This is a genomic window from Salinicoccus sediminis (genome assembly GCF_000986795.1).
GTDB classification, from domain to species: Bacteria; Bacillota; Bacilli; order Staphylococcales; family Salinicoccaceae; genus Salinicoccus; species Salinicoccus sediminis.
Genome location: NZ_LAYZ01000002.1, coordinates 159633 through 185223, shown reverse-complemented (window position 1 = coordinate 185223; position 25591 = coordinate 159633). Strand labels below are relative to the sequence as shown.

The 25591-nt window shown below is 40.1% G+C and carries 19 protein-coding genes and 2 pseudogenes; 13 read left to right on the top strand and 8 right to left on the bottom strand.

The genetic code is table 11. The features are described from left to right. Nucleotides 1-355: 355 nt before the first annotated feature. The 3 genes and pseudogenes from WN59_RS04695 (at nucleotide 356) to WN59_RS04685 (ending at nucleotide 4086) form a co-directional block, all read left to right on the top strand. Nucleotides 356-1059, top strand: a pseudogene (locus tag WN59_RS04695) (cytochrome c biogenesis protein CcdA). A gap of 208 nt (nucleotides 1060-1267) precedes the next feature. Next, nucleotides 1268-1774 (top strand): CueP family metal-binding protein, encoded by a 507-nt coding sequence (locus WN59_RS04690; protein ID WP_046513411.1) that lies wholly within the window; start codon nucleotides 1268-1270, stop codon nucleotides 1772-1774. 200 nt (nucleotides 1775-1974) lie between these two features. Then, complete coding sequence (locus WN59_RS04685) at nucleotides 1975-4086, top strand: copper-translocating P-type ATPase (protein ID WP_020006655.1); 2112 nt, start codon at nucleotides 1975-1977, stop codon at nucleotides 4084-4086. 228 nt (nucleotides 4087-4314) lie between these two features. On the opposite strand, the gene WN59_RS04680 is transcribed toward WN59_RS04685, so the two are convergent. Next, nucleotides 4315-4848: a YdhK family protein gene (locus WN59_RS04680; RefSeq protein ID WP_408005395.1), complete on the bottom strand. Its 534-nt coding sequence runs from the start codon at nucleotides 4846-4848 to the stop codon at nucleotides 4315-4317. Between the two features lie 580 nt (nucleotides 4849-5428). Here WN59_RS04680 and WN59_RS04675 point away from each other — a divergent pair. The 5 genes from WN59_RS04675 to WN59_RS13945 all read left to right on the top strand — a co-directional run bounded on the left by WN59_RS04675 (nucleotide 5429) and on the right by WN59_RS13945 (nucleotide 10977). Beyond that, entirely contained in the window at nucleotides 5429-6340 is a 912-nt protein-coding gene (locus tag WN59_RS04675; RefSeq protein ID WP_046513407.1) for a F510_1955 family glycosylhydrolase, read from the top strand. Between the two features lie 75 nt (nucleotides 6341-6415). Then, nucleotides 6416-7819 (top strand): sensor histidine kinase, encoded by a 1404-nt coding sequence (locus WN59_RS04670; RefSeq protein WP_046513403.1) that lies wholly within the window; start codon nucleotides 6416-6418, stop codon nucleotides 7817-7819. Next, nucleotides 7797-8468, top strand: a complete 672-nt coding sequence (locus WN59_RS04665; protein WP_046513399.1) for a response regulator transcription factor — start codon at nucleotides 7797-7799, stop codon at nucleotides 8466-8468. Before WN59_RS04670 ends, WN59_RS04665 begins: the two co-directional genes overlap by 23 nt. A 139-nt stretch (nucleotides 8469-8607) precedes the next feature. Further along, on the top strand, nucleotides 8608-9924 hold the full coding sequence (locus tag WN59_RS04660) for an APC family permease (protein WP_046513395.1): 1317 nt from the start codon (nucleotides 8608-8610) through the stop codon (nucleotides 9922-9924). A 516-nt stretch (nucleotides 9925-10440) separates the two neighbouring features. Further along, entirely contained in the window at nucleotides 10441-10977 is a 537-nt protein-coding gene (locus tag WN59_RS13945; RefSeq protein WP_046514319.1) for a YdhK family protein, read from the top strand. 362 nt (nucleotides 10978-11339) lie between these two features. On the opposite strand, the gene WN59_RS04650 is transcribed toward WN59_RS13945, so the two are convergent. The 5 genes from WN59_RS04650 to WN59_RS04630 form a co-directional block, all read right to left on the bottom strand. Continuing rightward, entirely contained in the window at nucleotides 11340-11666 is a 327-nt protein-coding gene (locus WN59_RS04650) for a four-helix bundle copper-binding protein (protein ID WP_020006663.1), read from the bottom strand. 205 nt (nucleotides 11667-11871) lie between these two features. Further along, nucleotides 11872-13446, bottom strand: a complete 1575-nt coding sequence (locus WN59_RS04645) for a multicopper oxidase family protein (RefSeq protein ID WP_052747272.1) — start codon at nucleotides 13444-13446, stop codon at nucleotides 11872-11874. Between the two features lie 289 nt (nucleotides 13447-13735). Beyond that, on the bottom strand, nucleotides 13736-14356 hold the full coding sequence (locus WN59_RS04640; RefSeq protein ID WP_046513390.1) for a CadD family cadmium resistance transporter: 621 nt from the start codon (nucleotides 14354-14356) through the stop codon (nucleotides 13736-13738). Then, entirely contained in the window at nucleotides 14353-16587 is a 2235-nt protein-coding gene (locus WN59_RS04635; protein ID WP_046513388.1) for a heavy metal translocating P-type ATPase, read from the bottom strand. Before WN59_RS04635 ends, WN59_RS04640 begins: the two co-directional genes overlap by 4 nt. After that, nucleotides 16580-16948 carry an ArsR/SmtB family transcription factor gene (locus tag WN59_RS04630; RefSeq protein ID WP_046513385.1) on the bottom strand — a complete coding sequence of 123 codons (369 nt, stop codon included), beginning with the start codon at nucleotides 16946-16948 and terminating at the stop codon, nucleotides 16580-16582. The genes WN59_RS04635 and WN59_RS04630 overlap by 8 nt, the downstream gene beginning before the upstream one ends. Before the next feature lie 893 nt (nucleotides 16949-17841). On the opposite strand from WN59_RS04630, the gene WN59_RS04625 reads away from it, so the two are divergent. The 4 genes and pseudogenes from WN59_RS04625 to merA all read left to right on the top strand — a co-directional run bounded on the left by WN59_RS04625 (nucleotide 17842) and on the right by merA (nucleotide 21923). Continuing rightward, on the top strand, nucleotides 17842-19188 hold the full coding sequence (locus WN59_RS04625) for a dihydrolipoyl dehydrogenase family protein (protein WP_020006638.1): 1347 nt from the start codon (nucleotides 17842-17844) through the stop codon (nucleotides 19186-19188). A 296-nt stretch (nucleotides 19189-19484) separates the two neighbouring features. Beyond that, nucleotides 19485-19892, top strand: a complete 408-nt coding sequence (gene merR / locus WN59_RS04620; protein WP_020006639.1) for an Hg(II)-responsive transcriptional regulator MerR — start codon at nucleotides 19485-19487, stop codon at nucleotides 19890-19892. A gap of 16 nt (nucleotides 19893-19908) precedes the next feature. Further along, nucleotides 19909-20231, top strand: a pseudogene (locus WN59_RS13805) (mercury transporter). A gap of 48 nt (nucleotides 20232-20279) precedes the next feature. Further along, nucleotides 20280-21923, top strand: coding sequence for a mercury(II) reductase (merA, locus tag WN59_RS04615; RefSeq protein ID WP_046513380.1), 1644 nt, complete (start codon nucleotides 20280-20282; stop codon nucleotides 21921-21923). 830 nt (nucleotides 21924-22753) lie between these two features. On the opposite strand, the gene WN59_RS04610 is transcribed toward merA, so the two are convergent. Then, nucleotides 22754-23536, bottom strand: a complete 783-nt coding sequence (locus tag WN59_RS04610) for a hypothetical protein (RefSeq protein WP_046513378.1) — start codon at nucleotides 23534-23536, stop codon at nucleotides 22754-22756. A 405-nt stretch (nucleotides 23537-23941) separates the two neighbouring features. Beyond that, complete coding sequence (locus WN59_RS04605) at nucleotides 23942-24940, bottom strand: arsenic resistance protein (protein WP_046513376.1); 999 nt, start codon at nucleotides 24938-24940, stop codon at nucleotides 23942-23944. A 259-nt stretch (nucleotides 24941-25199) separates the two neighbouring features. Between WN59_RS04605 and WN59_RS13505 the strand changes: the two genes are divergently transcribed. Continuing rightward, entirely contained in the window at nucleotides 25200-25520 is a 321-nt protein-coding gene (locus tag WN59_RS13505) for an ArsR/SmtB family transcription factor (protein ID WP_082099166.1), read from the top strand. The last annotated feature ends 71 nt before the right edge of the window (nucleotides 25521-25591 follow it).

The window sequence follows — 25591 nt, the reverse complement described above, 5'->3', positions numbered from 1 at the left end:
CAAATTCTAATCTAACGATGACACACGCACATATCCTACTTTCATATTAACCATCTTCTCTGAATGTAATTAAAATACACCCTAACCATACACTCGCAAACCAATAGAATCCACACTTCTAAAATGTCTATTTATGGTCTACGGTAAAAATACAAATGTGATTATATAAAGTTACTTCAACACTCTGAATTATAATAATACCTTTTTTAAGTGAAGAACGAGTTAGAAAGACATCGAGAACACGAGATCTTGGGTAGTTGATTCAAATGTCATAGAAAGTTCCTAAACATTAGCTAACAGTGTGAAACTATCCTTATCTTATCTGTTAAGATGGATTATAAATGGAGGTGTTTGCATGGGCAGTGAGGTAACATTTCTCCTTGCATTCGGAGCCGGGGTCTTAAGTTTTGTCTCACCCTGTGTGCTTCCGGTCTTTCCTGCTTTTGTCTCATATATAACAGGTATGAGCTATAATGAAGTGGAAAATCAAAAATTTAATGTAAGAGCGATATTACATACACTTTTTTCCTCATTGGCTTCAGCTTAGTGTATATCGCACTAGGTTTCGGTACGGTTTTTTTAGGTGGGCTACTGATTGAGCACGCGAATTTGATTAGACAGCTCGGTTCTATTTTAATCATTATATTCGGGCTGATTATTACAGGTGTCTTAAACTTTAATTTTCTGATGAAAAACAGAAAAATACATTTTAAAAACAGGCCCTCTGGATTTTTAGGTTCAATTTTTATAGGTACGGCATTCGGTGCCGGATGGACACCGTGTAATGGTCCAATTATTGGCGCTATTTTTGCAATGAGTGCAACGGCACCAAATAATGCTTTAATTTTAATGATTGTTTACTGTCTTGGATTTGCAGTCCCATTCTTCATTTTGAGTTTTTTTGTCTCACGTACCCGTTGGATGTTGAAATACTCAAACGTAATTATGAAGGTCGGTGGCGTCGTTATGATATTGATGGGTGTCCTTCTTTACTTTGATGGATTGACTCAAATCATTATTTGGCTTCAGCCATTCTTTGGCGATTTTCAAGGATTCTAGTTGCAAATATGAAAGTGAAAAATTCGTCTTAATGGAGATTATATTTTCAATAGATAAGTTTTAATTTGGTCTAAATCACTCAAAGAAGATAAGAAGTAAAATATCTATTGTTCTTGTTGCATCTTTATCCATAATTCATATAGTTGCTATAATCTTGAAAAATGTACTTGAATAAGCTTGATATAATTAAACGGTGGGAGGTAGTCAAATGAAAAAATATTTAATGCCAGCTTTACTGGGTTTAACGATTATTCTAGCCGGGTGTGGCAATGATTCAGCCTCGAATGAAACAAATGTTAAAGAATTCGTATCACAGCTGAGTGCCAGTAATATCGTAGAATCGGCATCAATAAATGATAAGGACCTTATTGTTCAAGATGGTGGAGAGGAAGATATCTATAATCTTCCCGAAGATGAGTTTTTTATATCGGTAGCACCTTATCTTACATATACGCATCCATGTGAATTCCATAGTCTGACTGGGTGCCAGGGTGAGCTGGTAAATGAAGAGATGGATGTAAAGATTACAGATGAACAAGGTAAGGTCCATTTTGATGAAACAGTAACAACACTTGAAAATGGTTTTATGGATTTCTGGTTACCCAGAGATAAACAATATACCATAGAAATTAGTTATCAAAACAAACATGCTGAGTACGCTTTTTCCACTTTCGAAGGGGATAGTACTTGTTTGACCGACTTGCAATTGAAGTAGTTATTCCCGGTCTGAATCTCTGAACATCTTCAAGGTGTTCAGAGATTTTTTATATTTAAATTCAATATGAATTACTCGATGAGTCGTATGCTATGTTGAATATATCCTCGTATAAAATTCAATATTTGGAATCGTCTACTTGCTTCATTATACCCCCACAGGGTATAATGAAAGCGAGATAAAAGTTAGGGAGTGATAGAATGAATCATCGCAAAAAAGAGCCACATTCTGACCAGGAGGAAAATCACAATCATCATAGTCAGGAAGAGCATACCCATCACGACCATCATGATCATAAAAATCACGATGAGTCTCATGATGAACATGAGCACGATAATCATGGGCACGGTGCACATGACCATCACGGACATATGGTGACGGAATTCCGGAATAAGTTTTTTGTTGTTTTAATATTCACCATTCCGATCCTTCTCCTGTCTCCAATGATTCAGGATTTCATGGGCGTCGACTGGAGCTTTACAGGGGATATCTATATTCTAGCTGCCCTGTCCATATTCGTTTATTTCTATGGCGGTTGGCCTTTCCTCAAGGGTGCTTTTGATGAACTGAAAAACAGAGAACCCGGGATGATGACACTGATTGCCATGGCCATCTCCATCGCATTCTTCTACAGTCTGGCTGTTGTATTTGGATTTAATGGGGAGCAGCTTTTCTGGGAACTGGCAACCCTGGTACTGATCATGCTTCTAGGCCACTGGATTGAAATGCGATCGATCAATAATGCATCCAAAGCTCTGGAGTCACTTGCATCCTTGATGCCGAACACAGCAAATCGTATTGCTGAGAATGGTGAGACGGAAGAAGTGCAGGTTGATGCTATCAAAGCAGGGGATCTGCTCTTGGTCAAACCGGGAGAAAAGATGCCATTGGATGGAAAGATCGTTAAAGGAAAATCCCAAATCGATGAATCCATGCTGACAGGTGAGTCCGTTCCCGTAACCAAATCTGTTAATGACGAGGTCATCGGTGGATCGATCAATAGGGAAGGCTCACTTACAATAGAAGTAGAAAAACTGATGGATGAGTCCTACTTGAACCAGGTCATCGAAATGGTCAAAGAATCCCAGAAGACAAAATCCAAAACGCAGGACATCACGAATCAGGCGGCCAAATGGCTGTTTTATATCGCTTTGGCTGCTGGTATTATCACCTTTATTGTTTGGATAAGTATCGGAGCCACTGTAGATACGGCCATACAAAGAACAGTGACCGTCATGGTTATCACCTGCCCGCATGCTTTAGGTCTCGCAGCGCCCCTGGTCATCTCTGTTTCTACTGCTTTATCTGCAAAGCATGGTCTGTTGATCCGCAAACGTCCTCAGTTCGAACGGGCACGTAATATTGACGCAGTAATTTTCGATAAGACTGGTACGTTGACTGAAGGTAAATTTGGAGTAACAGACGTGCAAACTTTCAGTGATATGGATGAAAATAAGATACTAAGCTATGCAGCGACAGTGGAGAATGACTCTGAGCACCCCATTGCTACGGGAATACTCAATGAAGCAATGGAAAGAAAACTGAAACTGCATGAAATGACTCATTTCAATTCCATTACTGGTGTGGGAATTGAAGGGACAATCGATAAGAAGAATATCAAAGTTGTGAGTCCTGGATATATCAGTAAACAAGATATCACCTTTGATGATCGGAAATTCAACAAATGGTCCGAACAGGGAAAGACGGTTGTGTTCCTAATCATTGATGAAGAGCTGGCAGGCGCCATCGCATTGGCAGATAAAATCAAAGAAAGCTCCAAACAGACGGTTGAACAATTGCACAAGCGAAATATTAAGGCCATCATGCTCACTGGAGACAACCGGAAGGTGGCGAACTACGTTGCAGAACAAATTGGTATTGATGAAGTATATGCAGAAGTTTTGCCGGATCAGAAAGCAGAGAAAGTGACAGAGATTCAAAAGCGTGGTTTAGTTGTTGCAATGACAGGGGACGGTATTAATGATGCGCCGGCCTTGACGAAAGCAGATGTTGGAATTGCGGTAGGGGCAGGGACAGATATCGCTATGGATAGTGCAGATATCGTTCTTGTGGACAGCAATCCGAAAGATATACTGGCCATATTCAGCCTTTCCAAACGGACCTTTAATAAACTGGTTCAGAACTTGATATGGGCAACCGGCTACAACATTTTTGCCATCCCATTGGCTGCAGGCGTTCTGGCTCCTTGGGGAATTGTACTCAGCCCGGCTGTCGGTGCAATACTGATGAGCTTAAGCACCATCATCGTAGCAATCAATGCGCAATTGCTACATCGATTCGAAATGGATTAAAGTAAACTTATTTGAAGTATTATAGAGATAATATTTTTTATAAGAAGTGAAAATTATGCAATATATTATGGAAGGAAGGCGATTGCAATTTCGACTTCCTTCTTAATTTTATAAATTTTCTCACTTGTTTTTAACATTTTGGTATATTGGATTAATAACATATGGCCAATAGTAAAGAGTCTATCCGTTTTGGATAGACTCTTTATTCATCGTTGAAAATATTTAGAGTTATTCAACAGGCGCCAATTCGCTTTCAATTACCCATTTATGATTTTGTACTTCTTCTCCAGTATCTGTTGTGACAAAGTCTACCATGTAAACTGTTGTCTGTTCAGCTGAATCAATCGTAGCAGTGGCACCTTCCATACCTTCCATATGCGTGGCATTCATTACTACCTCATCCCCTGGTTCTAATGGGGCTTCACCCGGATTTTCCAATTCTTCGTGGATGACCCATTTATGATCTTCTACTGGTTCTCCACCATTTGTTGGTGTATACGATACGGAATAAACCGTTGTATCAAAGGCTCCGGAGATGGTTGCTTCAGCGCCCTCCATGCCTTGCATGTGATCGGCTTCAATAATTGCTTGGCTCCCTACTTCGTATGTAGGATTTTCTGCTTCTTTCAAATCTTCAGGCACTTCACCAGAACTCGACATTTCCCCAGCGGAATGGTTCATATGTCCACCGGAATGTGGCTCGGACTGCATATTCATGTGGTCCTCAGAATGGGATTCGGACTGCATATTATAATGGTGCAGTCTTTCTTTCAGCTCTTCCTTTGTCAGACCATTGATGTATTTCGTCTTGTCCCCATCTTCATTGACTTCATAGTAGTAGTGGCTACGAGCTCCGTTATAAGGGTAACCCAATTCATCTTCCAATTCTTTTTCAGTCAAACCATCAATGTACTGCGTCTTGTTTCCATGCGCATCGACTTCGTAGTAGTAATAACTTCCATCTTCATGGGCGGCAGTATCTGTACTACCTGCATTTGCTGCTCCTGGACTAAGCCCCAACGCTAATGCGAAAATCATTGCACCTGATAAAGAAATTCTTTGAAATTGTCTCATCTACCTAGCCTCCAATTTTTTGAGATACTAAAACCATACCCTTAGAATGTGCAGTTTAAGTGCAGATTCAATGAAAAGTGGATGTAATTAGCAAATATTAGAGAGTAATGTTTATAAATATATGCTTAGGTTTTCAATGTAGAGTTTCATAACTTAGATACAACATGTCATATCCTTATTAGAATCTGCACTAAAAATCGATATTTAAATAATAAAATGGTTGAGGGCTTCCAAGTTAATTAGTGAATAGAGGCAGGAGGAAACGACTATGGTATCAAGAAAGTTAATGATTAATGCAATGATAGTATCAGCGATATTTCTAGCGGGATGCAGTAGCGACGGAACAGGTGAATTCGAAGAAGCCTTTAACGGCAAAATAGAACATGTGCACGGAATGGGGTATGCTGGTGGGGATGATGGATTATATCTGGCGACCCATGGCGGTTTGAAAATATTCCGTGACGGGGGATGGCATGAAACCACCAGGAACTACAATGATTATATGGGATTCAATGCTGTAGATGAAGGATTCTATACTTCCGGGCATCCAGGTGGAGATTCCGATATTCCCAACCCTTTTGGTATTCAACGTAGTTTTGATGGTGGCAGGACACTTGAACATATCCAATTCGAGGGAGAAACGGATTACCATGCCATGGCGGTAGGATACGACAGCCATGATATTTTTCTGTTGAATCCTGAACCAAATTCAGCGCTGGGCCGAGGTTTTTATAAAAGTACTGATGATGGAGAAAGTTGGGAACAAGCAGATGCGGAGGGCCTTCAAGGGGGCGTATTATCATTGGCAATCCATCCGTCAGATTCCAACTTTGTTGCAGCAGCGACTTCTACCGGCATCTATCTGTCAGAGGATGGTGGAAATCAGTTTAAAGCATTAACAGATCCAAGGGAGGCAGGAATGACCGTATATTTTTATGGGGACGATTTATATTATGCGATAAATAACGAAAATGTTGAACTTCACAGAAGAAATGTTAAAAATGACGAAGAAGCCATCATTGATACACCGGAATTGAAGAATGATGGAATTGCATATATTGCTCGAAACCGACAGAATGAAAAAGAACTGGCCATCTATACCGTAAACGGCGATGTATATGTCTCTGACGCCGGGTCAATTGCATGGAAGAAAGTTCTAAATGAGGGTCAAACCAGGTAAGCGTAAGTTTTGAGGTCATCTTTTCACTCTGTTGTTAGGCACTCGAAGTATTATTGTCGAAGAGAGGGGGCTGTGATGCTAAATCAATTATCTTTGAAGATTGGGTTGTTATTTTTTGTAGTAGTTATTACTGTTGAAATCATATTATTCTCCATATTATATACAAACCTGGTCAATGATCGTGTCGACGAAGTGATGGGAGACTTGTTGGCCCGTGGAAATACCCATCGGGATGTGCTGGAAGAAAATTACACCTCATCAACCTTGAATCATGTCGCCATCATGGAATCCGAATCTGATTTTATTGTCGTCATTACAGACCGGAATGGAGAAGTGGTTACCAGCTCCAACCCAATGGAGCCGAAAATGGCAGCGGTAATCGAGCATACAGATAACGACCAAGTGCCAGATGAAGGCGTCATACTGGAGTCGGATTGGGCGGATGAAAAATATGTGGCGACAGACAGCCCGATTATCATGGAGGGTACACATAGTGGGCATGTATTCATGTTTGTCGACAGCAACCATATCAAAGAAATCATCAGCAGTCTCACTCGGCAATTTTTATTCATCGGATTGGTCACTGTCATTTTAACCATCATCACGGTGATTGTGCTTTCAAAAGTCATTACACAGCCATTGGTCAGAATGAAGAAGGCCACAGAAGCGTTGAGCAGAGGCAACCATGAAGTGGAACTATCCACCAGTCGAAAAGACGAACTCGGAGAGTTGGCAACTGCTATCACACGCTTATCAAACGATTTGAAGCGTTTGAAAAATGAAAGAAATGAATTCCTGTCGAATGTCTCCCATGAACTCCGTACACCACTGACCTATTTGAAAGGATATACAGATATCATCAATCGGGAGACCACATCCGAGGAAGATCGAGCCAGATATACAAAGATCATCCAGGAGGAGACAGAACATCTGGCCGGACTGATAAAAACATTGTTTGAACTGGCCAAAATAGACCAGAATGAATTTGCCATAAAAAAAGAAAAAGTGGAATTTGATGCGCTAATTCAAAAGATCGTGGAACGGATTTATCCAGCAATTGAAGAAAGAGAGATAGAATTTTCATATTCCTGTCCAAGTAATGTGGTCATTTCCATTGACCCGGAAAGAATCCAACAGGTGCTGTTGAACATACTCGATAACGCCATAAAATACACTCGGCGCGGAAATCATGTCAGATTGGAAGTGGTTCAAACTAAACATGAGGTCTTAACGGTTATTTCGGATACGGGGGATGGCATTGCCGAAGAAGATATGCCGTATATATTTGAGCGGCTCTATCGTGCAGAAAAATCCAGGTCCCGTTCCAAGGGAGGATCCGGTCTTGGGCTGACAATCGCCAAAGAGATTGTGGAACTCCACAACGGCAGGATGGAAGTCGAAAGTGAACTAGGTGAAGGAACGGTTTTCAACATATCTTTGCCGAAGGAGGATGCGTATGAAAAAGGCATTGTTGATTGATGATGAAGAGAGGATGCTGGAATTGCTGGCGTTGTATCTGGAACCCTACCAATACGACTGCAGAAAAGCGCTGGGGCCGAAAGAAGGGCTCCAATACATCGAAGAAGAAAGATTCGATATTGTACTGCTCGATATCATGATGCCTGACATGGATGGGTGGGACGTATGCAGAGAAATCCGTCAGCATTCGGATGTGCCCATCATCATGGTGACTGCACGGGAGCAGAAGACGGATATCGTCAAAGGCCTCAGATTGGGGGCGGATGACTATATAACAAAACCCTTCAATGAAAAAGAACTCATTGCACGGATGGATGCATTATTAAGGAGAGCGAAACCTGGCAACCATGTTGAGGTGGATGGACTGCTATGGGACAAGGATCGATTCGAACTGTCCTATAAGAATCAGTATATCAAGTTGACCCCCAAGGAATTCTCATTGATTGGATTGCTCATACAGAACCCGGGGCGGGTATATTCCAGGGATCAACTGATCGATCTGGTGTGGGGAATGCATTCGGAAACTGAAGGCCGGACTGTGGATTCGCATGTTAGAAACATGCGGGAAAAAATCAGGGAAGTGGGGTTTCCCATCGATGATTATTTTCACACAGTATGGGGCGTGGGTTACAAGTGGATTAAAAAGTGAGGTTTGTATATTATCGATTGCTTAAAAGTATGGTTTTTGGGTGCATTACTAAATTAGTTTGTAATATTTTAAAAACTGCACACTAACTGCATAAATCATGGGCATATACTTAGAGGCCATTATTTCTGAGGTGATGCTAATGAACGAATATAAAAAAGACAGCTTATCTCTGACGGGTGCGATCGGTCTTGGGACAGGCGTGATGATCAGTGCCGGAATATTTGCATTGCTGGGTCAGGTTGCCGCGCTTGCCGGCATGTGGTTCCCGATCATGTTTGTCGTCGGGGGTATCGTAACTGGATTCAGTGCCTATTCCTACGTCAAGATGAGCAATGAATACCCCTCTGCAGGGGGCATCGGGATGTTTTTGGCAAAAGCGTATGGTCAGGGTACCGTCACTGCTTCTGCAGCGATGCTGATGGCCGTATCCATGGTCATCAACCAGAGTCTGGTGGCCCGTACTTTCGGCACCTATACATTACAGATTTTCAATATGGATGCAACCAGCTACCTGGTGCCTGTGCTCGCTGTTGGTCTTTTGCTCTTTGCATTCCTGGTTAATATTTCTGGCAACAGTTTCATTCAGACGTTTACTTCGATTGTGTCCCTGCTTAAAATAATTGGACTTGTCGTCTTTGCGATGGGCGGGTTATGGGTCGCCGGTTTTTCCATTACACCCGCAGAGGGCAGTGGAAGTACGGAAGACGCAACTATTACCAGCATGATTGCAGCTGTGGCACTCACCATCCTATCGTTCAAAGGGTTTACGACGATCACTAACAGTGGCTCTGAAATCGTTAAACCCCATAAGAATATCGGCCGGGCGATTGTCGCATCCATTTCCATCAGTCTTTTTGTGTATCTGCTGGTTGCATGGGCGGTATCCAGCAATCTGCCGTTAAACGAAATCATTGCAGCCAGAGACTACTCGCTTGCAGAAGCCGCAAGGCCAGCATTTGGAAACTACGCTGTATGGTTTACCGTCGGCATTGCGATCATCGCAACAGTATCCGGTATTATTGCCAGTGTCTTTGCGGTGTCACGCATGCTTGCCATGCTGACAGATATGAAGCTGATTCCACATAAGCACTTTGGCATGCCAGGACGGATTCAAAAGCATACGCTGGTATACACAATTGTACTTGCGATGGTACTGGCCGTCATTTTCGACCTCAGTCGTATCGCCTCAGTCGGGGCCATATTGTATCTTGTGATGGATATGATTGTGCATTGGGGTGTATTTAAACATCTGAGGGATAAGGTGGATGCAAATCCAGTCATTGTCATGACCGCATTCATACTTGATGGAATTGTACTGGCAGCTTTTATGTGGGTCAAACTGATGAATGACTGGCTGATTGTTGTCGTCTCCATCATTTTCATTATCATCATCTTCATAGGGGAGTATGTATTTCTTAAACACCGTAATGATGGGGAAGAAGGGCATGCGCATTAAAGCATTTTTAATCTCGAGCCATGCGTGTTCTTCTAAAAGGGAAGAGTATCACAGTTACAAAAGGGGGTGATGCTTTTTCAGGAAGGTGAATCAATAGAAATTTAAAATGATTAGAAGGCATTGGATTGCTTGTATCATTTAAGGTAAATATCTCTTAGAAAAAATACCAGGGAGGAATGTAAAATGAATAACAGATTTACAAAAATAGTCGTCACACTCGCAACCGTTACTGGAATCAGTTTCTCAGCAGGACAAGTTTCGGCAGATTCCATCAACGCAGCTCCCCAAGCCAATGGACAAGCACAGGGGGAAGCAAAGGTTGAAAAGAGACTGGATAAGGTTGAGAAGAAAACGGACGCTATCCAATCTGAGCTGGAGGCAATCGAAGGATCTATCGAAGGCCCTCCTATAACAGTTGATGAAGTACAGCTCTATAAAGAGTATCTGGACAAGCTGGAATCTCTGCTGAATCGCTTAAACGCCGCTGACAACCATTTGGATGCTGTGACCAAAAAAATGGAAAACCAGGATGCATCCATTGAAGAGACTGAAGCAGAAATTAATGATATACGCACCAGTATTTTAGAAGTGAAAGAAACGATTCAATCCATTTTTGCTGAACAGATGTCCAGCACTGGTGTAGTCCCTGACGGTCTGCAGGAAGCAGAAGATCCAACTTATGAAGTGGGTAGCCAAGCCATTATCAAAGCCGATCATATGCCAGGTATGTATGGCGCTGAAGCAACAATTGCAGGCGCATTTGATACTGTTGCTTATAGTGTCACTTATTACCCTACAACTGGTGGAGACCCAGTGGAGAATCATAAATGGGTCATCCATGAAGAATTGGAAGGTCCAGGAGAAGCACCACTGGAGCCCGGCACTGAAGTGACCTTGGATGCGGATCACATGAAAGGCATGGATGGTGCAACCGCTGTGATAGAATCTGCTGAAGACACTACTGTATATATGCTTGACTTCACAACAACAACTGGAGAAAAAGTAGAAAATCATAAATGGGTGACAGAAAGTGAATTGTCACCTGTTGAATAAAAACAGATGATATTAAAAAGCTTATCTTTACTGGATTATCTATCTCAAATGGATAATCTGCATGGATAAGCTCTTTTTATTATATGAATTAACAGATACATTAATGACTGTTTTGAAGGGAATTCGGTTTACTCCTCCTTGCAACGATGGTTCTAAGCGAACTCAACTGTTTTTTATAACCTTGTCTAAACTAAGGCGTCTCTTATAAGTATTGTCAAAATCAAGGGCGCTCTTAATTAATAATGCAAATACACCTTAATGTATATTTTCGTTAAAATGCTGGGTACAATCTTAACCGGAAATAAAAGAAGTGGTATGTCCAGAATAAGTTCCGACATACCACTTCTTTCTAAGTGTTGTGCTTAGGCGATTTCTTTACAAGCCTCTGCACATTTGAAGCACGCATCTGCACATTTCTGGCAGTGATCGTGGTCATGTTTTTGACACTCGTTGCCGCATGCTTCGCAGACCTTGGCACATACTGCCGCCAGATCAGAAGAAAATGGTGAATTTCTTGTCAGAGCCTGTTCTAAAAATGCACAGATATCTGCACATTCACGATCCAATCGGATACACTCCGCCATCATTTTTACGTCTTCTTCCCTCAGACAGGCATCGTAACAGTGGTTACAGGCTTCCATACATTCATGTAACGTCTGAATCAGTTGTTGATGTTGTTCATGAGCCATTATAAATCCCTCCTATAGAATTGAATGCACTTACATTAATTGAATTCCCATCCATTTCGCATATAAACCGATATGGTAAAACTCCATAGAAACTGCACATAATTTTAATGATGATTGTCCTTCTCCAACTTACTCAATATTGTAATTCGTCTAGAAAAAATCAAGAAATAGTTCCTTTTTTGTTATTAGATTGAAGCTTTGGAGCTTACTCTACTTTAACCTGTCCCATCATCCCATTGTCCTCATGTTCAAGTATGTGACAGTGGAACATATATATGCCTTTATTTTTAAACTGAATGGCAATTTTTACAGTCTCATCCGGGGCAACGGAAAAACTATCTTTCCAGCCTCTTTCGTTCTCAGGTGGTGCTTCTCCATTCCTGGAAAGGATCTTAAACTGAGCACCATGGATGTGGAACGGATGAATCATGCCGCCCATCATGTCAGGTTTATTATAGATTTCCCATACTTCTGTAACACCTTGTTCCTGCGTAAAATCAATTCTTTCAGGATCAAATTTTTTTCCGTTTATCGTTACCTGATCCATCATGCCGAAAAGTTCAATTTCTTTTGTCACTGGCAGGTTCTTTTCTTCTTCCGTAACTGAAAAGTCATTCATTTCATCAGGTATATCCATGTTCTTACCTGTTTGATCTGTGATTTCAAAAGGTAAGAGCGTGGCACCATCTTCATTCATTAACGCTATATTTTCATTACCATCGACTTTAGAAAAATCAATGATTATTTCGGCCCGCTCTGAAGGCGTGAGTGTGATTTCTTCCATTGAGACCGGTTCATTTAAAAACCCGCCGTCCGTTGCGACTTGTACAAAAGAATCCCCTGTATTTAGTTTAAAGGTGTAATTTCTTGCATTTGATCCATTTAAAAGTCGAAGCCTTACTTTTTCTTTATCTACAGTTAATTTTGGATTCAATGTGCCGTTAATTAATGATGTATCCCCGACTGTGCCATCTTCATTTGCTACGGCTTTGTAATTCAGTTGTTTTTCATCATTAAATACTTTGTCCTGGAAAACGAGAGGGATGTCATTTTCTCCATATTCACTTGGTAATTCGAGATTTTTTGAATTTTGGTCCTCGATATAAATTAACCCAGCAAGTCCGTTGTACACTTGTTCAGAGGTTTTTCCTTCCGGGTGGGGATGGAACCACAATGTGGCAGCTTCCTGTGTCACTTCAAATTCAATAGTACTCTCTTCGCCTGGCTCCAATACATTGTGTGGACCACCATCGTCATTCCCTGGCACTTCCAATCCATGCCAGTGAAAAGTGGTATTTTCATTGAGTTCATTGATTAAGTTTATTTTCACAGTATCTCCTTTTTCAAATTGAAGCATGGGACCTAGAAACGAGTCATTATAGCCATATGTTTTTGTTTGAACGCCATCAAATATTTCTGTTTCTCCTTTTTGCGCGCGTATTGTATACTCAGTTCCTTTGTTGCTGTCGCTTTTGAGTACAGGTGGGATACTCAGTTCGTTCTCTCCTGTCGAATCAATTAGACTTACCACATCATCATGATCCATATGGTCATTACCCATACCCATGGAACCATTATTCATTTCTCCTGAACTGGAGGAGCCATTCATATTTTCTTCCATAGAACTTTCATTGTCCTCATTCATGTTCATCTCTTCATTTAAATTCTTTTCATTGCTAGTATCTTCTACAGATGCTTCTCCGTCATTGCTTGTACAAGCTGATAAAACAATGACCATCATCAGAGAAAACAAGCTTATCAATAGGTTCTTTTTTCTCATACTTTACAATCCCTTCTTTCTACTTTTAATAAAGAACTTGTCATTCCTTTATGTATTAGACTAGATTATAATTTTCGAGAATTCGTGCATAAATTGAGTATTTAATATGACAAAAACTACATGTAAAATTAAGTTTAAAAAACGACCGTTAATTGGAATATTGAGAGTAGATAAAATATGGTTGGTGTGACTTTTGACTTTATTTTGCACTTATTTAAGTGATATTTTGCACTAAAATTAAGCCGATATCTCACATTAAAAGAGAGATATCGGCTTATAAAATTTTCTATTAAAATAGGAATGAGAACAGAGCGTTGAATGTGCCATTTTCAAATAGGATATAAATTCCTAATCCTATAAAGACGATTGGAACGATCCAACGTTCATATTTTTCGATTTTATCTGAAACAAAATTCAAGGAAGCCAATCGATAGCTGATTAGACATAGAACACCAACCATGATCATGAAAACAATGACGGCAATAATGATTTCCATCATATTTAAAGTCGTAAAGTACGGTATATAGATAGCGAAATCATCCGCACTGGAAGCCAGTACAATGAAAGTGACCGTTATGAATAATTGATTGAATCTGCCTGAAGAGAAAAGGGAGAGAATGTTGCCTTCATCTTCGTCTTCTTCACCTTGAATCCATATTTTTATACCCAGGTAAAGTGGCAGCAATCCAAGCAGGCCGATCATCCATTGTTGAGGAATAAAATTGGCTACTCCCAATGCGACCAGAAGACTTGCGCCTATAATAATGACTGTCCCTATATATTGTCCAATCCAAATATGTTTTATTTGATTACTCTTTTTGATTTGCGAAAACAGAAGAATCAATATAACGAGGTAGTCGATCCCTGTCGCTACATAAACGGCAGCAGCTGTAAATGCCGTTACAATCATAGTTCCAACTCCAATTTTTCAGCATCAGTACTTTTATTTATCTGGGAAGAACCCAAGCTTAATTCATCTTCCTTCACACGCATAAGCCTCAAACCATTCATGGCCACCACTAAAGTGGCACCCATGTCCGAGAGAATCGCAATCCATAGTGTCAGCCATCCTGGGATGACCAACAATAGAGCAATCAGTTTGATTCCAATAGCAAAAGCGATATTCGCTTTGATGATGTTCAATGTTTTGCGGCTGAGCTTGATGGTAAAAGGCAGTTTCTTCAGGTCATCGCCCATTAAGGCGACATCTGCTGTTTCAAGAGCGGTATCTGTACCGGCGCCACCCATAGCGATACCCACGGTGGAAGCTGCCAATGCTGGCGCATCATTGACCCCATCACCGACCATGCCTACATGACGATAATCAGTTTTTAGTTGCTTAATTACGTCTAGTTTATCCTGCGGGAGTAATTCAGATTGAATATCTGTGACACCGACATGTGAACCAATCGCACTGGCGGTACTATGATTATCCCCCGTAAGCATGACTGTTTTTTCGATGCCTGCCTGATGCAGCTTCTGGATTACCGCTTTACTTGATTCGCGGACTTCATCCGCGACTGCAATAATTGCCTGAACTGTATTTTTCGTTCCTGCAACCATAACGGTCTTACCTTGTTCTTGAAGTGTTTTGACATCACTTTTAATTGCATCATTGAAATTAGTTGCCTGTATCTCTTCAAATAATGCCGGACTGCCAACATAATACATTTCATTATTGATTTTACCCCGTATCCCTTTGCCTGTAATGGAAGAAAAGTCTTCGACAAAGATATCAGAATAAGGAAGGTTATAACTGTCTGCCTTCTTTATAATAGCGGATGCCAATGGATGCTGGGAACAATCTTCCAATGCTGTGATGACTGCCAGCATTTCCTTTTCATCAACTGCATTGTCGATTAAACGATAATCGGTTACAACCGGGACGCCTTTTGTGAGTGTGCCGGTCTTATCAAATGCAATGGCTTTTAATCCACCCATTTCTTCGAGGTAAACCCCCCCTTTTATAAGGATTCCCTTCTTGGCAGCATTTCCGATTGCTGAAACAATCGCTATCGGCGTGGAAATCACCAATGCGCATGGACAACCTACAACGAGGACCGCTAACCCCTGGTATACCCAAGTAGACCAACTGGCACCGAAAAATAACGGCGGTACAATCGCAACCAGCACTGCGACACCCATAATGATGGGTGTATAATATTTTGCGAATTTATCAATGAATGCCTGGGCGGGGGCACGCTCACCCTGTGCTTCTTCCACCAGATGAATGATTTTGGCAATGGTCGTATCTTCAACCAATTTAGTGATTTTAACTTCCAGTAAGCCTTCTTCGTTCAGCGTCCCTGCAAACACTTCATCATCGAGCGATTTTTCAACCGGCACTGATTCACCTGTGATTGCTGCCTGGTTGATTGCAGAGTAGCCATTGACAATTACGCCGTCCATAGCAATTTTCTGTCCAGGCTTAACAATCATGATATCGCCCACAGCAATATCATTGACGTGCACTGTCATTTCCTGTCCGTTGCGTCTGACAAGTGCCTCTTTAGGAGCAATATCCATCAATGAACTGATGGATTGCCTTGCTCGATCCATCGAGAAACGCTCCAACGCTTCGCTGATGGCAAACAAGATGACAACAATGGCGACCTCGGCCCATTCTCCGATGATGACACCGCCAATCACTGCGACTGTCATCAGGGTTCGCATATCAAATTCAAACCGGACTAAATTCTGGAGACCCGTTTTCAGCATTGAAGCCCCTCCGACAATCATGGAAGTGATGAATAGCAATGGTGTAAGAATATTGTCATCACCATTCACCAACATTGAAATGAAGCCAAAAGCGATAAACAGTAGCGAATAGAGCAGAGTGCTGTGCTTTTTATAAAATGGAATGGTTACTTCCTTTTCTTTTTTGTCTTGTCCACTTTCTTCCCGGGATTTCTCAGGCACCACTTTGAGATTTTCAAATGCTCCTGCTTCTTCCAGTTCCTCAACCGTTGCAGAACCATATACAGAAATTTTTGATGCGCCAAAATTCACCTTCGCATCTTGAACTTCAGGTAGTTTCTTCACATTGCGCTCAAATTTCCCTGCACAGTTCGCACAGGAAAACCCCTGAACACGGTAAACTTTTTTTTCTTCTTCAGTCAGCTCTGCAATCCCTTCAGACATTGGTTATCACTTCTTTCCTATGTATTAATGCAATCGTCATGATTTCTTTAATATGCTGATCTTCCAGAGAATAGAACGCGAGTTTCCCTTCTTTCCTGAATCTAACGATGCCTTCTTTGTAGAGCGTGCGTAAATGATGAGATGCACTTGCTACAGTCACACCGAGTATATTTGCGATGTCACAGACGCATAATTCCTCTTCCTTGCATAAGGAATAGGTGATTTTTGCCCTATTCACATCGGCAATAGCCTTAAGCATCTGTGATATACCGGCAATATCGACAGTTTGTAAATTCTCTTGCATCCGGTTAACCTTTTCTTCGTCATAACAAAAAACTTCACATGTTTCTTTCTTATTCATACATACACCCCGTCATTCAAATATTTTTTTGAATATAGTATATCATCTTGTTTTTCTTTATTCAAGCAGATGTTTGAATAATAATAAATTTGTATAAGTTTTTCGCGACATAGAAAGAATTTTCTGAAATAAAACTGAAAGAAATTACGATATCGTAAGTGAACTTTATTGTGATAAATAATTTATTCGTTCTTAAAAGTACATATAAAATGGAGGACGTTCGTAATTTATTTTTATATGTTTATGAACGATGATTCCTCTTTATATAGGGTCACTTATATAGTGTTCGTCAAAGTGTACTTTTATGAACCTTAATGGTACTGTAAAATATTTAATTCAACTTATATAGTCGTTTCCCAATCCATGACAGACGCCTAGATACTAAAGTATAGTCATAAATTTTATGCTTTTCTCAATAGATATGAGGTTAGCGATTACTATCATTACGATATTTCCTTTAGGGTCGCGCACACTTGCCCAGAAATGAATCCGAAAATTCATGCCAATCATGCAGACATTGGTGGCATTTATCATCTTGTTATCCGGTGTTTACTTGCTTATTTATTTGACACACGGGCCGATTTTTTAATGCATGAAAAGGATGGAGTTAGTGGCAGATACAAAAATATTGAGGTGTTAGGGGCTCATCTTGTATCCGAAAATGCATGAAATGTGATTTACACGATGACATTAGCCGTTAATTTGCTTAACCATAGAAGATTTAAAAGAAAGTCTTGCTATATATTTAACAATGTTGTGCGGGATAAAAACACAGTGAAGTCACCGTTTAGTTAAGACGCTGGATTTTTTCAAACTGTGGATGAAGTACAGGGTTTCATTAGACAAAAACAAGGAAAACTTATTAAAGAGTGATTTCTATGAGGAGGATAATGATGACAAAGAAATACGATCTCATTGTGATTGGTACAGGTTCTGCGGGGTCAATCACAGCAGCAAAATGTAATAACGCCGACTGGAGTGTAGCCATGGTAGATGACAGGCCATTTGGGGGCACGTGTGCGCTGCGTGGATGTGACCCAAAAAAAGTTCTACATGGGGCAGCCGATCTCATCGATTGGAATAAACGAATGATTAGGAACGGAGTACCATCAGAGGTCTCCATCAACTGGAAAGATCTTATGAGCTTTAAACGAACCTTTACAGGTGATGTCCCGGAAAAAAAAGAACAAGCATTGAATAATCAGGGAATCGATACGTATCATGGCAAAGCATCTTTCATTAGTGAGGATCAACTTGAAGTAGATCAAGAAATACTCGAAGGGAAGCATTTCTTGATTGCTAGCGGTGCGAAGCCTACCCCTTTGCCTATACAAGGGGAAGAACATCTTACCTATAGTGATGAATTTTTGGAGTTGGATAAATTACCAAAAAGAATCGTCTTTGTTGGTGGGGGATATATTTCGTTTGAATTTGCTCATATCGCAGCACGTGCTGGCTCAGAAGTTCATATTATCCATCGAGGTCAAAGACCTTTGGAGAACTTTGATGTAGACCTTGTAGATATTCTTTTAGCAAAATCGAAAGAGATTGGCATTCAGGTACATCTTCAACATTCCGTTGAATCCATTGAAAAAGACCAAGGAAAGTTTCATGTGCACGCTCGAAAAAAAGAGGATATAATTCGGTTGGAAGCAGACATCGTCATCCATGGAGCCGGACGGGTTCCAGCGTTAGATATAAATCTTGAAAAAGGGAATATAAAAAGGAAGAAACATGGTGTCCATGTTAATGAGTATTTGCAAAGTGTAAGTAGTCCGAACGTCTATGCAGCTGGAGATGCTGCAGCAACGGATGGCTTGCCCCTCACACCTGTAGCCAGTGCAGATTCTCATGTTGTAGCATCTAATTTATTGAAAGGGAACAGCAAAAAAATTGAATATTCCGTGATTCCATCTGCTGTATTCACCGTACCGAAAATGGCGTCGGTAGGTATGAGCGAAGAGGAAGCCAAAAATTCTGGCCGGAATATTAAAGTAAAACATAAAAACATTTCCGATTGGTTTACGTATAAACGGACAAATGAAGGGTTTGCTGCGTTTAAAGTGCTAATTGACGAAGATAGTGATCAAGTTGTCGGTGCTCATTTGATTAGTAATGAAGCCGATGAACTAATTAACCATTTTGCAACAGCCATTCGTTTTGGAATTTCAACCAAAGAATTGAAACAAATGATATTTGCCTATCCAACGGCAGCTTCGGACATTGCCCACATGGTGTAAGTTTACGTAATGTGAGATGTTTATAAACCACTTTATCGTCTAATCTTGTTATATGATCTTAGAATCAAAAAGAAAATAACTTTTTTGACAGCCGCATTTTTCAACGGAAGAATGTGGCTTCTTGGCGTGAAGAGCAGATAGCTTTATTCTTAAACTTCTAAAAAACTTATGTGAACAATTGATAAATAAGGTTTTTTATCTGATCTGTTTTATAAGATTATTCTATAAAAGAAAAATAATGTATGACTTGACCGTGTACTATGGTACAGAGTTTATACTTTTATTGAGGTGACAATATGGGGATGAAAATCAGTGAATTGGCTAAAGCGTGTAATGTGAATAAAGAAACCGTTCGGTATTACGAGCGGAAAGGATTGATAGCCGGACCTCCCAGAAACGAATCAGGGTATCGAATATATTCAGAGGAAACAGCAGATCGGATACGGTTTATTAAACGAATGAAGGAATTGGACTTCTCGCTAAAAGAAATCCACCTGTTGTTTGGTGTAGTTGATCAAGATGGGGAGAGATGTAAAGATATGTACGTCTTTACCGTTCAAAAAACCAAAGAAATCGAGCGGAAAGTGCACGATTTGTTGCGGATCCAACGGTTATTAGAGGAATTAAAAGAAAAGTGTCCAGATGAAAAGGCGATGTATACCTGTCCCATTATTGAAACGTTAATGAGGGAGCCTGATAAATGAATAGGGGAAGATTTGGATGAAAAGACGCATTTCCTTAGGTAACGGCTGGGGTGTGTGGGCCTTTTCGGTATATTATTGGTTCCTTTACTTTGTTGTGCAGGACCGATTCTCCTTGTTGCATTAGGAGGTACAGGGATTGGTACCCTCTTTGCTGGTGCGACAAGAAATTGGTGGTTGACTGGCATTTTCGCAGCATTGGCCGTTGTTATGATTGCTCTGATTCTTAGCAAGTTCTTGAAGAACAAATACAATTCTCTTGAAGGCAACGGAAAAACAAAAAATAAAACGGAATGCTATACGCCTCCAGAGAGCATGAATCGGAAGCATGAGACAAGATAAAAATGTACAGAACTGTCTATCAAACTTTAAATAGGAAGAGGGATTCAAATGACTCAAAATTCATATAAAATACCCATTCAAGGCATGACATGCATAGGTTGTGAAGCACATGTAACCGAAGCATTGGAACAAGCTGGAGCTAAAGATGTTTCGGCCGATTCCCAACGTGGTGAGGCCATTTTTGAACTCAGCGATGATCAGATCAAAAAGGCTAAGAAAAATATTTCGGCAGCCGGCTATCAACCCGGAGAGGAAGAAAGCCAGACCTCTGAAAACAGTGTAGATTTCAATCGGGATGGCGATTACGATCTTCTGATTATTGGTTCCGGCGGTGCGGCCTTTTCAGCCGCAATCAAAGCCAGTGAAAACGACGCGAAGGTGGCCATGGTGGAACGGGGCACAGTTGGGGGAACTTGTGTCAACATCGGATGTGTCCCTTCCAAAACCATGCTTCGTGCCGGTGACATCAATGGACTGGCACAGAACCATCCATTTAACGGTTTACAAACAGGTGCCGGTGCTGTGAACCTTGCGGGATTGACCGAGCAAAAAGATGAATTGGTCGGTCAAATGCGCCAAGAAAAATATATCGACTTGATTGATGAATACGGATTTGATCTCATTCGTGGTCAAGCCTCGTTTGTCGATGAAAAAACGATACAAGTCAACGGAGAACACATTACAGCCCAAAGTTTCTTAATTGCAACGGGGGCAGATCCTGCGGTTCCGGACATTCCGGGATTGAGTGAGATTGATTTTTTAACAAGCACGACGGCACTAGAATTGAAAGATGTTCCGAAACGTCTCGCTGTTATCGGTTCCGGTTATATTGCAGCGGAATTGGGCCAAATGTTTCACAATCTTGGAACAGAAGTGACCCTTATGCAAAGAAGTGAGCATTTGTTTAAGACGTACGAACCAGAGATTTCTGACGCTATTAATGACGCCTTAACGGAGAAGGGACTCAATCTGATCACTGGCGTCACCTATCAAAAAGTCGAGCAAAACGACGATACGAAAAGCGTTACGATTGAAGTGAACGGCGAGAAACGAGTCATCACAGCCGACCAAGTGTTGGTCGCAACAGGCAGAAAGCCAAACACAGAGTCCTTAAACCTAGAAACAGCAGGCGTGAAAACAGGTGAAAAAGGCGAAGTATTGACCAACGAATTTTTACAAACGACAAATGTCCGCATTTATGCCGCAGGCGATGTGACACTCGGTCCACAATTCGTGTATGTTGCGGCTTATGAAGGGGGCGTTATCGCGGACAATGCACTCGGTGTGGCCAAACGGAAAATCGATCTTCGCTTTGTCCCCGGGGTAACATTCACGAATCCATCGATTGCGACCGTCGGCCTAACCGAACAACAAGCCAAGGTAAAGGGTTACGACGTGAAAACTTCGATTCTGCCGTTGGATGCTGTTCCCAGGGCATTGGTCAATCACGAAACAACCGGGGTTTATAAACTTGTTGTTGATGCGCAAACCCGTAAGTTGATCGGAGCTCATATCGTCAGTGAAAATGCCGGGGATGTCATTTATACGGCGACCTTGGCGGTGAAATTCGGCCTGACCATTGAAGATCTTACGGATAGTTTTGCCCCCTATTTAACCATGGCCGAAGGTTTAAAACTCGCAGCCTTGACCTTTGGTAGGGATGTGTCGAAATTATCTTGTTGTGCGGGTTAAACTTATATGATTAATCTTCCTCAAACAGGTGCGATTGCTAAAACATGAGCAGTCGCTTTTTTATTAGACGGAACAGAATAGTTCTATAAATGTTTGGATGTAAATAATTAAGGAACCCAGCTAATCTTTTCATGTGAGGGGTAGCTAGGTTTTTAAAGTTGGATATGCAAAATATCACTTAAAATAGGTGCAAAATAAAACCAAAAGTCACAACCAGGGAACTCAATAGCCTTGTACTGTCTATTTAGGGTCTACCCAATTCATACTATAAACACCACCCTAATGGCAGTATGCTTATCACTTTTGATGTTATTTTGCACTGATTTAGGTGATAACTTGCACTATGCCCAGTTCATACAGACAGTGTACTTGAATTTATAAAATCCGTGTCTTGACTGTGGGGTCCACTTTATTACTTACTTAATATGCAATCATTTTCCTAATGCTTCTCTAATGAATAGATCTAGGTGACCACGATGAACAGTAAATTGCAGCGATACTGGCGCTACTAAATGTACCGAGTTGCCCATCCATCACTAGATTCGTTGGAGTCTCATTGAAAGTTTTTTCGACGCCGCATTTGGGACATTCAGTAGGAACACCTTTACGTGTTAGGTCATTAAGCACTTTTTTAAGTCCATATTCACACCTCCTATTTATATCAAAAGTAAAAATACCTTAATATAAGTTCAGAGTAAGTGATATTTAATAAGGACAGTGTATATGCAGTAACCAGTCTCGCTAAAGAAAATAATATATCTTTATTCACACGGTTAGAAGTATATCAAGGACAAAGAGGAACCAGAATGAATAAAAGAGTGAGGAGGTTATTAGTCCTCTTCACTCTTCTTGTTATCTTCAATGTATTTCTTTGAAGCTTTTTGTATTGGGTTTTCGTATACACTGTATAGAAGAGCAAACAAGTTAGTATCTGTTACAGCTGTGTACACCATTACAAACATGTGAAAATAAACTACTCCATGTGCAGCTGATAGTATCAATGATTTCTTTAGCTGCTCAAAATCAATTTCATCATCTTCAATATCATCAATAGTTAACATTGAAGAACGATAAAAAAGTGGTCTTGTCATCATTTCAGAAACATTATATAGATTATTGAACGACTGGTAAAAAGTACGACTAACATCTAAATTAATAGTACGTAAAATTTCTTGTGCTTTATTTGCTGTAGATCGCATTTCATGTAGCAGATTAAAATTTATATTTTCAAATATCGAAATAGTAGGGGCTGAATTTAAGACTATCGTTCTAAATCGATCACTATCAGAAAAGACATTTTGATAGAGACCTTTAGTAATATCTTTACTAATTGCTTGCATAAATTCGACATTGGATCTATTAACATTACTCACTGCATCTTGAACAACGTTTGTAACAGACATATTCATTTGCCGAGCCATACCGAGATTCACTTGATTCGCTATGCGTTGCATTCTATTGGCAGTTTTCGCCATATCCTTTAAGGAGTTATGGATATTGAAATCAATACCTTTAGAAACATCATCTCCATTAAGTCGAGCTTTAAATAATTCTAATCGTATTCTTGTTCTTCTATCAACCAAGCTCTTTATCGGAGTTTCGAAGTTCTGCACACCACCATCTCCTACGCTTTTGCATAATATTATACCAGTTTATATTCGAACCTTATTTAAATATTATTAGAAACCCGGACTTTTGCCGGGCTATTCGCGTACTAATTAAGTACGAAGAATGAACACATTACACGATGTATCCAGTCGTTTATTGGGAGATTAGCTCAGATTAAAATCAACCTGTGTCACTTTCAATTTTATTTTGCACTGATTTAGGCGGTAACTTGTACTATAGTTAAAAACCCAGTTTATCTTTTCAAGAAGATAGCTGGGTTTTAACGTTGTTATGCAAAATAACACTTAAAATATATGTATTTTATCGTCATAAATGACACCTGTAAATATTTAATAAATGGCCGTTTTTAATAAAGGTTACCCAAGTCATATGGTATTCTCTTTCATTTTTCACTCTTTTTTTGTGAAAAGCAGTACTTGGGACACAATGGCAAGTACAGGCAATTCAATCGAAGGTCCGATAACCAAAGCCAAAGCAATGAGTGGCTGATTAGGAAATGCTGTAACAGCTATAGCCAAAGCAACCGGAGAATTCCGTGCAATAATCGTCAAACTTAAGCTGACCGAATCTTCATAGGAAAACTTCAAGACCCTTCCCACCAGACGGCCTAATACATAGTTGATAACAAAAAACACCAGAATAGGTATGATCAAAATATAAATGACTTCCAAGTTGGCAAGTAAATATGAACCTTGGGAAGCAAACATTGCCATAATGGCTAATGATAAAAAGAAAATCTGAGCATTGCTAAAAAAGGGTATGACTTTGTTGTTTAAAACTGTTTCTTTTCTTCTCAATAGGAATCGCGTAAGGTGAGCAAGTGCAAAAGGGATAACCAGTACAATCAATATACTCTCTATAAGCGTCGAGAGGGGTATCGTTTCAATGCTTCCAGCAAATAGTAGTAGATACACAGGCAAAAGTAAGACTTGTAAAATCAAATTAATCGGTAGAACGGATGTTGAAAGGGACACATTTCCTTTTGCTATGCCTGTAAATGCCAGATACCAATCTGTGCAAGGTGTCACCATAAGCATAATGAAACCAATCCATAAAGCCGGATGGTTTGATAAGAAAATAGCCCCTAAACCCCAGGCTAATACTGGTGTCCATATAAAATTAATGATAGTACTGGATCCAAGGAACCTGATATTTAAAAATGCCTTTTTTAGTTGATGCAGTGGAATCGTCAAAAACAATCCATAGAGCATTAAGAATAAGAACGGAACAACCAGAGTCTCTGCATATTGTTCAATTACGTCTAATTGTCCTAATAAAAGACCTGAACCAACAGCGAATAGTATAATAAAAGACCTGACCCAACAGCGAATAGTATAATAAAAGTTTGGAATTTTTCTAATGTCCCCATAAATAAATCTCTTTTCCATTTAAAAATTTTCTTATAAGATGAACCTTTCTGCAAATCAGTATAATATAATCTATCAATGATTGCCTTGATTTTCAATTGAAGTGATAGGAAAAAGATAGATGCAATTGTATATAAATTAGAAGGACAAATTTTATAATACTCAGGAGGTCTTGACAATAGTGCCAAACATTTTTAATATATGAGTATATGTTGATATAAGCATATTGGCATTGAAAGTTATCATTATAACCAGGAAGAGGTGACCAATCATAAAAGACATTGAGGAAGACGAAACTGTTGATAATAATAAAGATCTCGATGAAGAAACTTTATTTGTTGTATCCCATACTTTCAAAGCATTAAGTGACCCGACGCGAATCAGAATACTGAATTTACTTTTTCTTAATGAATATTCCGTAAATGATATTGCTGAAAACTTACATTTAAGACAATCTACTGTTTCTCACCAACTAAGATTTTTGAAGAATTTACGCTTGGTCAAATATAGAAGAGAGGGTACCACCCTATATTATTCCCATGATGATTCGCATGTAATGAACATGCTGAAAGAAACGATTGATCACGCCTGTCATCATTGACCAAAGAAGTATGATAGGACTATATATAGAATCCAATTAAATATACTTATCTGCAAATGTTAATTAGGAGG

What these genes read in the sequence shown, in the direction of transcription:
- WN59_RS04685 (WP_020006655.1), top strand. Translation starts at nt 1,975, where the DNA reads ATGAATCATCGCAAAAAAGAGCCACATTCTGACCAGGAGGAAAATCAC.
- WN59_RS04690 (WP_046513411.1), top strand. Translation starts at nt 1,268, where the DNA reads ATGAAAAAATATTTAATGCCAGCTTTACTGGGTTTAACGATTATTCTA.
- WN59_RS04665 (WP_046513399.1), top strand. Translation starts at nt 7,797, where the DNA reads ATGAAAAAGGCATTGTTGATTGATGATGAAGAGAGGATGCTGGAATTG.
- WN59_RS13945 (WP_046514319.1), top strand. Translation starts at nt 10,441, where the DNA reads ATGGAAAACCAGGATGCATCCATTGAAGAGACTGAAGCAGAAATTAAT.
- WN59_RS04625 (WP_020006638.1), top strand. Translation starts at nt 17,842, where the DNA reads ATGACAAAGAAATACGATCTCATTGTGATTGGTACAGGTTCTGCGGGG.
- merA (WP_046513380.1), top strand. Translation starts at nt 20,280, where the DNA reads ATGACTCAAAATTCATATAAAATACCCATTCAAGGCATGACATGCATA.
- WN59_RS04640 (WP_046513390.1), bottom strand. Translation starts at nt 14,356, where the DNA reads ATGATTGTAACGGCATTTACAGCTGCTGCCGTTTATGTAGCGACAGGG.
- WN59_RS04630 (WP_046513385.1), bottom strand. Translation starts at nt 16,948, where the DNA reads ATGAATAAGAAAGAAACATGTGAAGTTTTTTGTTATGACGAAGAAAAG.
- merR (WP_020006639.1), top strand. Translation starts at nt 19,485, where the DNA reads ATGGGGATGAAAATCAGTGAATTGGCTAAAGCGTGTAATGTGAATAAA.
- WN59_RS04650 (WP_020006663.1), bottom strand. Translation starts at nt 11,666, where the DNA reads ATGGCTCATGAACAACATCAACAACTGATTCAGACGTTACATGAATGT.
- WN59_RS04645 (WP_052747272.1), bottom strand. Translation starts at nt 13,446, where the DNA reads ATGAGAAAAAAGAACCTATTGATAAGCTTGTTTTCTCTGATGATGGTC.
- WN59_RS04670 (WP_046513403.1), top strand. Translation starts at nt 6,416, where the DNA reads ATGCTAAATCAATTATCTTTGAAGATTGGGTTGTTATTTTTTGTAGTA.
- WN59_RS04660 (WP_046513395.1), top strand. Translation starts at nt 8,608, where the DNA reads ATGAACGAATATAAAAAAGACAGCTTATCTCTGACGGGTGCGATCGGT.
- WN59_RS04675 (WP_046513407.1), top strand. Translation starts at nt 5,429, where the DNA reads ATGGTATCAAGAAAGTTAATGATTAATGCAATGATAGTATCAGCGATA.
- WN59_RS04635 (WP_046513388.1), bottom strand. Translation starts at nt 16,587, where the DNA reads ATGTCTGAAGGGATTGCAGAGCTGACTGAAGAAGAAAAAAAAGTTTAC.
- WN59_RS04605 (WP_046513376.1), bottom strand. Translation starts at nt 24,940, where the DNA reads ATGGAAAAGAGATTTATTTATGGGGACATTAGAAAAATTCCAAACTTT.